Below are 13,149 nucleotides of genomic sequence, written 5' to 3' on the forward strand. Positions count from 1 at the left end.
AGTCAGTCGCGGCTAAACAAGTTACGCCAGGCTCCCGGCGAGGTCTTGAAAGTCCTGTTAAAGTGCTGGCGCAAGGATACCGCACTGCCAAAGCCTGACTGTTGCGCCACGTTTTCGATCGGCTGGCGCGTGCTTTCCAGCAAACGTTGAGCATACGCAAGACGCTGGCCCAGCAGCCACTGGTTGACCGTCATTCCCGTCAGCTCACGAAAGCGTCGGGTGAAGTTTCGCCGGCTCATGGACACTCGCTGCGCCAGTGCATCAAGCGTATGCTGCTCAGCGAGGTTCGCCACCATCCAGTTCAATAAATCCGATAAACGGTCTCCGCCCGGCTGATGGTGCAGGGGCTGTTCAATATACTGCCCCTGGCCGCCCTGACGGTGGGGCGCAACGACCAGCCGCCGTGCAATCTGGTTCGCCACCTCTGCGCCATACCAGCGGCGTACTAAATGCAGACAGCAATCGAGCCCTGCTGCGGTGCCGGCCGACGTCACCAGTCGCCCGTCATGCGCATCCAGATACAACACGTCAGGCAGTAATGTGATCTGCGGATAGCGCTGCGAAAAATCTGCCACTGCGCTCCAGTGCGTGGTGGCTTGCTGTCCATCAAGCAGCCCGGCTTCCGCCAGCACATAGGCGCCCAGGCAAAGGCCGACCACCGTTGCCCCGCGCTGCCAGGCCGTTCGCACCGCATTCAGCATGGACTCGGGTGGACGTTCCGTTGCGCTGCGCCAGGAAGGGACGATTAACACCTCGGCCTGCATGGCATCCTCAAGCGTCAGATCGCTATGTAACGTAAAACCCGCGACGGTGCGCAGCTTAGCATTTTCGTCAGCATCCACGGCACAGACGCGCAGATCGAAGGCAGGTAAACCTTCACCGGCACGGTTTTCAAACACCAGGCAAGGCACTGAAAGGTGAAAAGGACTTATACCGTTAAACGCCAAAACGGCGATAGTGCTGGGTGGCATCCTGGTTTCCATATTGGCCCGATTATTTCGTTTATTGTCTTTCGGGCCACTATACCGCATTCCGGCTACAGGGGAAGATGGGGTGAGAGGACTGGCGCACCGTCAGCCCGGCATTTTCAGAGGAGTTCTGCTAATGGTCACAACCTTCACCGCAAAGCGCGCCTTGATCGTAATTGATGTTCAGAATGAGTATTTTAGCGGCAATCTTCCACTGGAATATCCCAGCCCTGATGAAACGCTGACCAATATTGGTCTTGTCATGGATAAGGCGCGTGAGGCGGGGATCCCGGTGATTGTGGTGCAGCAGACCTCGCCTGCTGATGCCCCCTTGTTTGCGGTAGACAGCGACGGCTGGCAACTGCATCCCACCGTGGCTTCACGTCCGCACGATCTTCTGCTAAAAAAATCCCGTGCCAGCGCCTACGCCGGCACGCAACTGGCGGAGTGGCTGGCAGAGCGCGATATTAATACGCTTACCGTTACGGGTTACATGACCCACAACTGTAATGCCTCCACCATTAACCACGCCTGGCACAGGGGAACCGCCGTAGAATACCTTCATGATGCCAGCGGATCGCTGCCATATAAGAATCAGGCAGGACAGGCGAGCGCAGAAGAGATCCATCGGGTATTTTGTGTGGTATTGCAGTCAAATTTTGCGGCGGTGCTTTCAACCCAGCAGTGGCTGACGTGCGTGGACAATGGTATGTTGCCGGTGCGTGATACGCTTTACCGCTCAAATCAACGGGCGCGGGGAGTGCTATACCAGGAAAGGTAAGGGCAGTGTGCAAAAACGCGCACGGTCAGTGCCGTGCGCGGTCAGATTCAGCGACGCAGCGCGATCGCTTCAATCTCAATCTTCACATCTTTGGGCAGACGGGCCACTTCCACGCAGGAGCGCGCCGGGAAGGGCGCATTGTGCTCGGTAAAGAAGGCTTCGTAGGTGGCGTTTACGGTCGCAAAGTCATTCAAATCTTTCACGAATACCGTGGTTTTCACGATATCGGCAACCTTCAGGCCCGCCGCTTCGACGATCGCCTTCACGTTTTCCAGCGACTGGCGCGCCTGTGCCGATACGTCTTCAGCAACGTCGCCCGTGGCCGGGTTCACCGGAATCTGACCCGAGGTGATGATCATGCTGCCGAGATCAACGCCCTGCACGTAGGGGCCGATAGCCGCTGGGGCTTTTTCCGTACTGATTTCACGAGACATCATTTCTCCTTAGAGTAAGGCCGGGGCAGCAAAGGCGCTGCCCGCCATAAAACGCGGTTCATTATAAGCGCGGTAGGGCCGATTAAAAGTGACCCAATACCACATGACGGGCGAACTCTTTCTCACAGTATTTACACTTGAGGTGTACCTCATCGGCGCGATGCTTCACGGCGAAGCTGGAGAACACCGGTTCGCTGCGGCTGATGCAGTTGCTGTTCGGACAGGTCAGCACCCGATCGATGCGATCCGGTAGCGCAGGGGCGATCTTGGCCACCACTTCATAGTCATCAATGCGGTTGACGGTGGCGTGCGGCGCATAAAACGCCAGCTGATTGATCTGATCTTCCGTGAGATAGGTGTTCTCGATCTTAATCAAATCTTTGCGGCCCATCTCCCCCGACGGCAGATTCAGGCCGATGGTGATGCGCTGGTCGGTTTCGGTCAGGCGAAACAGCGACAGGAGCTTAAAGCCTACCTGCGCAGGGATGTGATCGATAACCGTGCCGTTTTTGATGGCTTCGACCTGCAGTTTGTTATCCTGGCTCATACTGTCACTCCTTACAGGGCGGTGTCGCTGTTTAAAACCAATGCCAGTAAAGCCTGGCGTGCGTAGATGCCGTTACCGGCCTGCTGGAAGTACCAGGCGTACGGCGTGCTGTCCACGTCGGTGGTGATTTCATCGATGCGCGGCAGCGGGTGCAGCACCTTCATGTTGTCGCGCGCACCGTTCAGGTCTGCGGCGCGTAAAATAAACTGCGCTTTGACGTTGGCATATTCTGAAGGGTCAAGTCGCTCTTTTTGCACCCGGGTCATGTAGAGAATATCCAGATCCGGCATCACCTCTTCAAAGCTGTCGTGACGTGACCAGGTGATATTCTGCTCGTCCAGCATATCGGTAATATATGCCGGCATCGCCAGCGCATCCGGGGCGATAAAGAAGAAGCGGTTGCCGTCAAACTTCGCCAGCGCCTGGGTCAGAGAGTGCACGGTGCGCCCATATTTCAGGTCACCCACCATCGCCACGTTCAGGTTGCTGAGGCGCCCCTGGGTTTCACGAATGGTGAACAGGTCCAGCAGCGTTTGCGTTGGGTGCTGATTTGCGCCGTCTCCGGCATTTAGAATCGGGATGCCGTTGGAAAACTCGGTGGCCAGCCGCGCGGCGCCCTCCTGCGGATGACGCATCACGATGGCATCCACGTAGGTGCTGATAACCGAAATGGTATCGGCCAGGGTTTCCCCTTTTTTACCCAGTGACGTATTGCTGCCATCGGCGAAGCCCACCGCAGAGGCGCCCAGGCGATGGATGGCGGTTTCAAACGACAGCCGGGTGCGGGTCGAGGCCTCAAAGAAGCAGCTGGCGATCACGTTATGTTTCAGCAGTTCCGGCTGGGGATGTGCTTTAAGCTGCGCAGCGGTGTGCAGGACCAGCTCCAGCTCGTCGCGGCTGAGATCGTTAATTGAAATGATATGCTTGCGATATAGCGGGTTAGCCATAGCTCTCTCCTCTGCGGCGCGGCCGGATTGCGGACAAAAAAAAGCCCCTTAGAAAGGGGCTTTTTTAAGATCGGTTCGATGACGGAAAGAAACAGCGGTGCCGCCTGCGTTGAGGCGAGGTAGCGCGTCACATTGTGCACGATGCTGTTGCATGTTTCCTCCGGCAAATTGTGGCGCATTATACGCCATCAGGCATGCGCATCAAGGAAAAATCGCGCCACAGGTAAACGTTTGCGGCAACCCGATTAGCGCTGTCCCAGCGTGGCCACCATCACCGCTTTAATGGTGTGCATCCGGTTTTCCGCCTGATCGAATACGATGCTGTGCGCCGACTCAAAGACGTCATTACTGACCTCCATGCCATCCTGCAGGCCGTACTGTTCCGCCATCTGACGGCCCAGCGTGGTCTGATCGTCATGGAAGGCCGGTAAGCAGTGCAGGAATTTCACCTGCGGATTGCCGGTCAGCGCGAGCATCGCGTGGTTGACCTGATAGTCGCGCAGCAGGGCAATACGTTCTTCCCACACTGCTTTGGCTTCACCCATGGAAACCCAGACGTCGGTATAGATGAAATCGGCGCCTTTCACGCCCTCGGCAATATCGGCCGTCAGGGTGATTTTGCCGCCTGTCTGTTCGGCAACCTGACGGCACTGAGCCACCAGGTCGGCTTCCGGCCAGCAGCTTTGCGGCGCGACCATACGCAGATCTAAGCCAACCTGTGCCGCCGCTTCCAGCATGCTGTTACCCATATTGTTGCGAGCATCGCCCACGTACACCAGGGTCATCTCATTGAGCGGCTTGCCTGGCAGATGCTCCTGCATGGTCAGCAGATCGGCCAGCAGCTGCGTTGGATGGAACTCGGTGGTCAGGCCGTTCCACACCGGCACGCCAGCATGTTCCGCCAGGGTTTCGACCAGTGCCTGACCGTAACCCCGATACTGAATACCGTCATACATTCGGCCTAACACGCGCGCGGTGTCTTTCATCGACTCTTTATGGCCGATCTGGCTGCCGCTTGGGCCGAGGTAAGTGACGTTTGCCCCCTGATCGTAAGCGGCAACTTCGAAAGAGCATCGGGTACGGGTCGAGTCTTTTTCGAAGATGAGCGCGATGTTTTTGCCTTTTAGGTACTGGGTTTCACTGGCGGTTTTTTTTGCGCGTTTTAATTCGGCGGACAGGGTAAGCAAGTAGTCAATCTCAGCCGGGGTAAAATCCAGCAGCCTGAGGAAATGACGTTGATACAACTGACTCATACAGCACTCCGGTACGGGGTTTATAATGAATTAAAATTCAATTTAACCGTATGAATATGCATTTTCAACCCTGGCGAGAATAATCTTTTCTGTTTTGTGTAGTGGCGCGACAGGCAGTATGGGAAAATAATCACTTATTGCCGAACTCAGAGAGGATATCGCCATGGCATTTGAAGCATTGTTGGAAGAGCAGCGTGAAGAGACGCGGCTGATCATCGAAGAACTGTTAGAGGATGGCAGCGATCCCGATGCGCTCTATACCATTGAGCACCATCTCTCCTGTAACAACTTCGACTCGCTGGAAAAAGCGGCGGTGGACGCCTTTAAACTGGGCTATGAAGTCACCGAGCCAGAAGAGCTGGAGCTGGAAGACGGCACTACCGTGATGTGTGTGGACATCCTCAGCGAAGGCGCGCTGAAAGCGGAGCTGATTGATGCCCAGGTGGAGCAGTTGGTGAACCTGGTAGCCAAATACAACGTCGACTATGACGGCTGGGGTACCTACTTCGAAGACCCGAACGCCCAGGATGACGACGAAGACGACGGCGAGGCTATCGACGAAGACGACAACGGCATTCGCCACTAATCAACACCGGCGGAGCCTGCTCCGCCTTTCCTGTTCTCCGGCCCTGTCTGACATCCATGAATTACGCACCTTTACTTGAACCGATACATCAGTTTTTGCTCTGCCGCACGCCTCAGTCCTGGATCCTTGAGGCGCGTAAACCGGAAAACCTGACCCTGCTGCTCACTGACCATCTGGTATGCGAACTGAAAGCGGCCCAGACCGCCGTGTGGCTGATCCGCAAATACGTTGCCGACAAACCCAGCGGTGACCGGATTCTGGCGTGGCTGAAGCCTTACGAGAATTTTATCTTCCGCGAGGACGGCGACAGCGATTTTATCAACGCCCATAAAAATCTGACCAAAGCCATTATTGTGCGTAACGAGCTTCCCTGGGCGGACGATCTGGTTGAGAAAATGGTGCTGCTGATTAAAGAAGAGCTGCATCACTTTTATCAGGTGTGGGAAATTATGCAGGCGCGCGGGCTGGTCTATCAGAAAATCACCTCAAGCCGTTACGCCAAAGGCCTGCTGCGTGAAGTGACCACCCACGAACCCGATACGCTGGTGGATAAGCTGATTTGCGGTGCCTATATTGAGGCGCGTTCCTGCGAACGCTTTGCCAGCCTGGCGCCTTATCTGGATAGCGAATTAGAGAAGTTTTATATCTCGCTGCTGCGTTCAGAAGCCCGGCATTACCAGGATTACCTGGCGCTGGCCGCGCAGATCTCACCGAAAGACATTTCGGCGCGCGTGCGGGCGATTGGGGAAGCGGAGGCCAGGCTAATCAGTGAACCGGACACGGAGCTGCGCTTTCACAGCGGTGTTCCGGCGTTTTAAGCGCATTACAGCGTTTTCAGCATCCTGAACTCGCAGTCACCATGTCCGGTACAGCCCAGCGCATGGTCGATGCGGGCAAAACCCAGCGATTCATAGAGCTTAATGGCGCGGGTTAAGCTGCCGGTGGTTTCCAGATAGCAGCGGCGAAAGCCCCGCTGACGCGCGTGCGCCATGGCTAAAAGCGCCAGTTCACGCGCCACGCCGAGGCCACGGATGCCCGGCAGGAAATACATCTTTTGCAGCTCACAGATATCCGGCGCGCTGCAGGCGAGGGGGGCAATGCCGCCGCCGCCCATCACTTTTCCCTGATGTTCCACAATCCAGTAGGCGCTGTGCCCGGCGTTGTAAAGTTCATAAAGCTGGTCCAGGTTGGGATCGGCCACGGTATAGCCTTTGTCAGCCGTCAGGCCAAATTCCGCAGAAACGTCGCGGATCACCCGGGCGATATGAGGATTGTCGTCGGCGACGATAGGACGCAGCAAGGGTTGCGGCTGAGTATCAGGGATCATAACGGGGTAGCGTGACGGAATCAGGTTAGACATGCGTCAGAAATAGCATTATCGTCGGGCAAAAGCAATAATGTTCACCGTGCATGGAGGCGTATAACGTGTTTTCCCGTTTCAGTTTTAAAACCATTAAAGACCTTTTCCCTTTCTTTATTATTGTCGGCTTTATCAACGTCTGGGCATATTTTCAATGGATTGGCAGGCCGGATGTTTTTCCGCTGATAATAAATAATGTGACTGGCGTTATTGCTATTCTTATCACCTCGATACTGTTTTTCAGCGTATTTTCGGTCACGTTACTTATTCCCTCCGGGTTCTGTTCAATATCCTCCGCGCAAAAGGGCAAAAAAGCTCGCCCGACGCGGCGCTATAACGAAGGCTGCTGCGCGATCACCACCTTTAGCACCTTCCTGACTATTTTCACATGGCTTTATTTTGGCAGCACTACACGCGCCTGGCTGATTCTCCCCGCGGCATTCGTTGTGGCTTTGTGCGTACACAGCCTGGTGAATCACCGGATTAATCGCCACCGGCAACAGCGCCAGCGCCAGCTGCTTGCCAGGCTCAAGCGCATTCGGTCGGCTGAGAACGGACTAACTGCAAAATGTAAAAGGCGTTTTTTGCTGGCAGAAATAAGCCTGAATGTCATTAGCATCAATCTCTCTTACACGCTTTTCTCTGTTGCTGTCTCTGTTCTCTCTTTTTTTCCTCTGTTGTTTCTATTGCCAGGTGATATCTATTTCTCAGCGAAAAATACCCTGCTGCAGTATTTTATTATTACCGGTTTATATCTGCTGCTCTTTATGCCGGCGCTGTTCTCACTGTTGACCAATAAAATAAAAGCGCATCATGGCTTCAAACCCATTTTGGCGTTTTCACCTGGGCTGGTCCTCGGCGTGTTTACGCTGTTTTCTGTTCAGCTGGTGCAGATTAATCAGCGTGCGATTGAAATCGTCGGCATGGCGTCCTGGCACGAAAAGGTGTTTTCCGTGCCGTCGAAAGACTTCCCGGCCTATTACTTCCCCACTTCTGTCTGGGGGCCCAGTAAAGCGACGGGCGATGCACGTTTGATTACAGGCATCGAGGCATTTACCAACGGCGAAACCCACCTGATCTGCCCGGCACGTTTAAAGGCGCTCAGGCAAAGGGCGCTGAAAAGGAATGCCTTCCTATGGCAGGCAGATGAGAAAGCCAAAGCGGACCTGGTTGGCATGAGCCAGAACTGTCTCTTGATTAAGGGCGATAAGGTGACGACGGCGGCGGTCTTGAACGCGCTACTCCCCAATGCGCCGCAAATGAAGCCATAAAAAAGCCCACGTCGGCGCGTGGGCTTTAGCGAAAGCAAACCAGAACGATTACAGCGCGGCAATCACCGCCTGCTGTTCAATCAGTTTTGCTTTTGACTGTTCCATCTCGGCGACGCGCTCGCGCTCTTTGGCAACGACCGCTTCCGGGGCACGGGACACAAAGCCTTCGTTAGCCAGCTTGGTCTGGATCTTCTCGATTTCCACATCCAGCTTCAGCAGCTCTTTGGCCAGGCGCTCCAGCTCGGCGGTTTTATCCACCAGATCCGCCATCGGGATCAGCAGCTCGGCGCCTTCCACGATTTTGGTCACCGACACCGGGCCTTTCTCGCCCGCAGGCAGAATGGTCAGGCTTTCCAGTCGCGCCAGGCGTGACAGGAAGTTACGGTTGGCCTCAACGCGGCGCTGGGCCGCCGGGGAGCAGTCGCGTAGCAGCACATCCAGCAGCTTGCTGGGCGCGATGTTCATCTCCGCACGGATATTACGGACCGCGATGATCGCCTGCTTCATCCACTCGATGTCGGCTTTGGCTTCGGCATCTTCTTTCGCTGCATCAAACTGCGGGAACGGCTGCAGCATGATGGTGTCGTCGCTGATGTTTTTCAGGCCTTTCACGCGCTGCCAGATGGTTTCCGTGATAAACGGAATGATCGGGTGCGCCAGGCGCAGCAGCGCTTCCAGTACGTGAACCAGCGTATGGCGCGTGCCGCGCAGCTCGGATTCACTGCCGCTGTTCATCACCGGCTTAGTCAGCTCCAGGTACCAGTCACAGAACTGGTTCCAGGTGAAGTCATACAGGATGTTGGCAGCGATATCGAAGCGATAGCTGTCCAGCGCCTCACGATAGGCTTTTACCGTGTGGTTGAACTCGGTCAGAATCCAGCGATCCGCCAGCGACAGCGTCATCTCGCCGCCGTTCTGACCGCAGTCCTGGTCTTCGGTGTTCATCAGCACAAAGCGGCTGGCGTTCCACAGCTTGTTACAAAAGTTGCGATAACCTTCCAGGCGCTTCATGTCCCAGTTGATATCACGGCCGGTTGAGGCCAGCGCCGCCAGCGTAAAGCGCAGGGCATCGGTACCTGATGGCTCAATGCCGTTCGGGAACTGCTTCTCGGTACGCTTGCGGATTTTTTCCGCCAGCTGCGGCTGCATCATGTTGCCGGTGCGTTTTTCCAGCAGATCTTCCAGCGAAATGCCGTCAACCATATCCAGTGGGTCAATCACGTTACCCTTGGATTTCGACATCTTCTGGCCTTCTTCGTCGCGGATCAAACCGGTCATGTAGACGGTTTTAAACGGCACCTGCGGCTTGCCGTTTTCATCTTTGATGAAGTGCATGGTCAGCATGATCATGCGGGCAATCCAGAAGAAGATGATGTCGAAGCCACTCACCAGCACGCTGGTGGGGTGGAAGGTGCGCAGGGCTTCGGTATTTTCCGGCCAGCCCAGCGTCGAGAAGGTCCACAGGCCTGATGAGAACCAGGTGTCCAGCACGTCATCGTCCTGGCGCAGCGCCACATCGGCGGCCAGGTTGTTCTCGGCGCGAACCTCGTCTTCGGTACGACCCACATAAACGTTGCCGTCGTTGTCATACCAGGCCGGAATACGGTGGCCCCACCACAGCTGACGGGAAATACACCAGTCCTGAATATCACGCATCCAGGAGAAGTACATGTTCTCGTACTGCTTCGGTACAAACTGAATATCGCCATTCTCAACCGCTTCAACCGCGACTTTTGCCAGCGGTGCCGTACGCACGTACCACTGATCGGTCAGCATCGGCTCGATGACCACGCCGCCACGGTCGCCGTAAGGCACGGTGAGATCATGCGGTTTGATCTCTTCCAGCAGGCCCAGCTCGTCTACCGCAGCCACGATGGCCTTACGGGCGGCAAAACGCTCCATCTTCTGGAACGCAGCAGGAATCGCGTCGCTGTAAGCGGTGCTGGCTTCGCCGTTGGTGTCATAAACCTGGGCGCTTTCACGGATATCGCCGTCGAAGGTCAGGATGTTAATCATCGGCAGCTTATGACGACGGCCCACTTCGTAGTCGTTAAAGTCATGCGCCGGGGTGATTTTCACGCAGCCGGTGCCTTTTTCCATGTCGGCGTGCTCATCGCCCACCACAGGAATCAGGCGGTTAACCAGCGGCAGCATGATAAATTTACCGATCAGATCTTTGTAACGCGGATCTTCCGGGTTTACCGCCACGCCGGTATCACCCAACAGGGTTTCCGGACGGGTGGTCGCGACGACCAGATAATCTTTACCGTCGGCGGTTTTCGCGCCATCGGCCAGCGGATAACGGATGTGCCACATCGAGCCTTTGCTCTCGCGGTTTTCCACTTCCAGGTCAGAGATTGCCGTACGCAGCTTCGGATCCCAGTTCACCAGGCGCTTGCCACGGTAAATCAGGTTTTCTTTGTACAGGCGCACAAACACTTCTTTCACCGCATTAGACAGGCCATCGTCCATGGTGAAACGCTCGCGCTCCCAGTCAACCGAGTTGCCCAGGCGGCGCATCTGGCGGGTAATGGTGCCGCCCGATTCAGCTTTCCACTGCCAGATTTTGTCGATGAACGCATCGCGACCGTAATCCTGACGGGTTTTGCCTTCTTCTGCGGCGATCTTGCGCTCAACCACCATCTGGGTGGCGATGCCTGCGTGATCGGTACCGGCCTGCCACAGGGTATTTTTGCCCTGCATGCGCTGGTAGCGGATCATGGTGTCCATGATGGTTTGCTGGAAGGCGTGACCCATGTGCAAGCTACCGGTGACGTTCGGCGGCGGGATCATGATGCAAAAGCTTTCCTGGCTGGTGTCGCCATTCGGTTTGAAGTAGCCCTGCTTTTCCCAATGCTCGTAAAGCGGCTGCTCGATATCTTGCGGGTTATATGTCTTATCCATTTCTGCTATGTCGTTTGCGGCTGTGGCGGCGTTGCCGTATTCAATTGGAAGCCAACGCTGCGATACGCTTTGTAGCGATCGCGCGCCAGCTGTTTGAGAGCGTCTTCGTAAGGAACGAAGTCTATCACTTCATGGAAAGCAGTAGCAAAATCTGCGAACTGCGGCAGCAGGCTGATCAGCAGGTCGCGTGGCGAATTGCCCCGACGCTGCGGCCATGCCAGCTCAACCGGTGCGCCGTAGCGCGGACCTTCCCCGGCGAGATTGTGCGGCACAAAGGCGTTGGCGGGGCGCTGCCACAGCGCCTCATCAAGCCGAATGGCTTGCTGCTCATCTTCACAGGCGATGAGCACCCGCTTACCGGCCCGCCAGCGTGTTTCCGCCAGATCGCACACCAGCGCTTCGACGGCGCTTAAGCCACCGCTGGATGCATCGGTTTCCAACACGTAGAAGGTTGCGTTTTTCATCGAATTGCCTGTTTAAAGAAAAGAAGGGCGGAGTAAGCTCCGCCCCGATGGGTTCGGTGGTCCGTACGATCAATCGTCGCCGTTCAGGCCAGCACGATTCAACAGGAACTGCGACAGCATCGGCACCGGACGACCGGTGGCGCCTTTGGCCTTGCCTGAACGCCAGGCGGTACCGGCGATGTCCAGATGCGCCCAGTTATATTTGCGCGCAAAACGGGCCAGGAAGCAAGCTGCGGTAATCGCCCCACCCGGACGGCCGCCAATGTTCGCCATATCGGCAAAATTGGATTCCAGCTGTTCCTGATACTCATCGGCCATCGGTAAACGCCAGGCGCGGTCGCCAGACTGCTCCGAGGCACCAATCAGTTCATGCGCCAGCGGATTGTGGTTCGACAAGAGTCCGCTGACGTGATGACCCAAGGCAATAACGCAGGCGCCGGTCAGTGTGGCAACGTCAATCACCACTTCCGGATCGAACCGCTCCACGTAGGTCAGCGCATCACACAGCACCAGGCGGCCTTCAGCATCGGTATTTAACACTTCAACCGTCTGACCGGACATGGTGGTCAGCACGTCGCCCGGACGCATGGATTTGCCGTCCGGCATGTTCTCGCAGCCGACCAGCACGCCCACTACGTTCAGCGGCAGATTCAGTTCGGCGACCATGCGCATCACGCCATAAACCGAGGCCGCACCGCACATGTCGTACTTCATCTCATCCATGCTGTCCGCAGGCTTGATGGAGATACCGCCGGAGTCAAACGTCAGCCCTTTGCCAACCAGCACAATCGGGCGTGCGTCAGTATCCGGGTTGCCTTTGTACTCAATGACCGACATCAGGGATTCATTATGCGATCCCGAGCCCACCGCGAGGTAGGCGTTCATGCCCAGCTCTTTCATCTGCTGCTCGCCAATCACGCGGGTCGTGATGTTTTTGCTGTAGGCATCCGCCAGCTGGCGCGCCTGAGATGCCAGGTACGCAGGATTACAAATGTTAGGCGGCATGTTGCCCAGATCTTTTGCCGCTTTCACACCGGCGGCCACCGCCAGCCCGTGCTGAATGGCGCGCTCACCGCTGGTGAGTTCACGGCGCGTCGGCACGTTAAACACCAGCTTACGCAGGGGACGACGAGGCTCCGCTTTGTTGCTCTTCAACTGGTCGAAGTTATACAGCGCCTCCTTCGAGGTTTCGACGGCCTGACGCACTTTCCAGTAGGTATTACGCCCTTTGACGTGCAGTTCGGTCAGGAAGCACACGGCCTCCATCGAGCCAGTGTCATTCAGCGTGTTGATGGTTTTCTGGATCACTTGCTTGTACTGGCGCTCGTCCAGCTCACGCTCTTTACCGCAGCCAATCAGCAGAATACGCTCTGACAGGATATTCGGCACATGATGCAGCAGCAGCGTCTGGCCCACTTTGCCTTCCAGTTCACCGCGGCGCAGCAGGGCGCTGATATAGCCGTCGCTGATCTTATCCAGTTGCTCGGCAATCGGTGACAGACGACGCGGTTCGAAAACACCAACTACAATGCATGCACTGCGCTGTTTTTCCGGACTACCGCTTTTTACACTGAACTCCATGCACTCTCCTGAATCTTAAAGACAACGGCCGCTGCTGCCGCTAGAATGTAGCG

The 13,149-nt window shown here is 56.1% G+C and carries 13 protein-coding genes; 4 read left to right on the forward strand and 9 right to left on the reverse strand.

What is annotated here, in order from left to right:
- Window positions 1–2 precede the first annotated feature (2 nt).
- Window positions 3–971, reverse strand: coding sequence for a GlxA family transcriptional regulator (locus tag DFO57_RS07705; RefSeq protein ID WP_088900618.1), 969 nt, complete (start codon window positions 969–971; stop codon window positions 3–5).
- Between the two features lie 133 nt (window positions 972–1,104).
- Here DFO57_RS07705 and DFO57_RS07710 point away from each other — a divergent pair, with 133 nt between their 5' ends.
- Window positions 1,105–1,749: a cysteine hydrolase family protein gene (locus tag DFO57_RS07710; RefSeq protein ID WP_015701081.1), complete on the forward strand. Its 645-nt coding sequence runs from the start codon at window positions 1,105–1,107 to the stop codon at window positions 1,747–1,749.
- Window positions 1,750–1,796: 47 nt separating this feature from the next.
- Here the strand turns inward: DFO57_RS07710 and ridA are convergent, their stop codons facing one another.
- The 4 genes from ridA to argF form a co-directional block, all read right to left on the reverse strand.
- Window positions 1,797–2,183, reverse strand: a complete 387-nt coding sequence (gene ridA / locus DFO57_RS07715) for a 2-iminobutanoate/2-iminopropanoate deaminase (protein ID WP_014606727.1) — start codon at window positions 2,181–2,183, stop codon at window positions 1,797–1,799.
- Window positions 2,184–2,265: 82 nt separating this feature from the next.
- On the reverse strand, window positions 2,266–2,730 hold the full coding sequence (gene pyrI / locus DFO57_RS07720) for an aspartate carbamoyltransferase regulatory subunit (RefSeq protein ID WP_013024382.1): 465 nt from the start codon (window positions 2,728–2,730) through the stop codon (window positions 2,266–2,268).
- 11 nt (window positions 2,731–2,741) lie between these two features.
- Window positions 2,742–3,677 (reverse strand): aspartate carbamoyltransferase, encoded by a 936-nt coding sequence (pyrB, locus tag DFO57_RS07725; RefSeq protein ID WP_013024383.1) that lies wholly within the window; start codon window positions 3,675–3,677, stop codon window positions 2,742–2,744.
- Between the two features lie 245 nt (window positions 3,678–3,922).
- Window positions 3,923–4,930: an ornithine carbamoyltransferase gene (argF, locus tag DFO57_RS07730; protein ID WP_110015221.1), complete on the reverse strand. Its 1,008-nt coding sequence runs from the start codon at window positions 4,928–4,930 to the stop codon at window positions 3,923–3,925.
- A gap of 163 nt (window positions 4,931–5,093) precedes the next feature.
- Here argF and rraB point away from each other — a divergent pair, with 163 nt between their 5' ends.
- A complete protein-coding gene (gene rraB / locus DFO57_RS07735) occupies window positions 5,094–5,516 on the forward strand; it encodes a ribonuclease E inhibitor RraB (protein WP_013024385.1) in 423 nt (140 codons plus the stop codon).
- A gap of 56 nt (window positions 5,517–5,572) precedes the next feature.
- A complete protein-coding gene (locus tag DFO57_RS07740; protein ID WP_014595182.1) occupies window positions 5,573–6,334 on the forward strand; it encodes a tRNA-(ms[2]io[6]A)-hydroxylase in 762 nt (253 codons plus the stop codon).
- A 5-nt stretch (window positions 6,335–6,339) separates the two neighbouring features.
- Here the strand turns inward: DFO57_RS07740 and DFO57_RS07745 are convergent, their stop codons facing one another.
- The gene (locus DFO57_RS07745; RefSeq protein ID WP_110015222.1) at window positions 6,340–6,876 is read right to left on the reverse strand and encodes a GNAT family N-acetyltransferase; all 537 of its coding nucleotides are present in this window, start codon (window positions 6,874–6,876) and stop codon (window positions 6,340–6,342) included.
- Between the two features lie 767 nt (window positions 6,877–7,643).
- Here DFO57_RS07745 and DFO57_RS22855 point away from each other — a divergent pair.
- Window positions 7,644–8,147, forward strand: coding sequence for a hypothetical protein (locus tag DFO57_RS22855; protein WP_232285115.1), 504 nt, complete (start codon window positions 7,644–7,646; stop codon window positions 8,145–8,147).
- A 48-nt stretch (window positions 8,148–8,195) separates the two neighbouring features.
- Here DFO57_RS22855 and DFO57_RS07755 read toward each other — a convergent pair whose 3' ends face one another.
- The 3 genes from DFO57_RS07755 to pepA all read right to left on the reverse strand — a co-directional run bounded on the left by DFO57_RS07755 (window position 8,196) and on the right by pepA (window position 13,096).
- Entirely contained in the window at window positions 8,196–11,051 is a 2,856-nt protein-coding gene (locus DFO57_RS07755) for a valine--tRNA ligase (protein WP_089517655.1), read from the reverse strand.
- A gap of 5 nt (window positions 11,052–11,056) precedes the next feature.
- A complete protein-coding gene (locus DFO57_RS07760) occupies window positions 11,057–11,515 on the reverse strand; it encodes a DNA polymerase III subunit chi (protein WP_110015224.1) in 459 nt (152 codons plus the stop codon).
- A gap of 69 nt (window positions 11,516–11,584) precedes the next feature.
- On the reverse strand, window positions 11,585–13,096 hold the full coding sequence (pepA, locus tag DFO57_RS07765) for a leucyl aminopeptidase (protein WP_110015225.1): 1,512 nt from the start codon (window positions 13,094–13,096) through the stop codon (window positions 11,585–11,587).
- Window positions 13,097–13,149: the final 53 nt, after the last annotated feature.

Source organism: Pantoea sp. AG702 (genome assembly GCF_003182295.1).
Taxonomy (GTDB): domain Bacteria; phylum Pseudomonadota; class Gammaproteobacteria; order Enterobacterales; family Enterobacteriaceae; genus Pantoea; species Pantoea ananatis.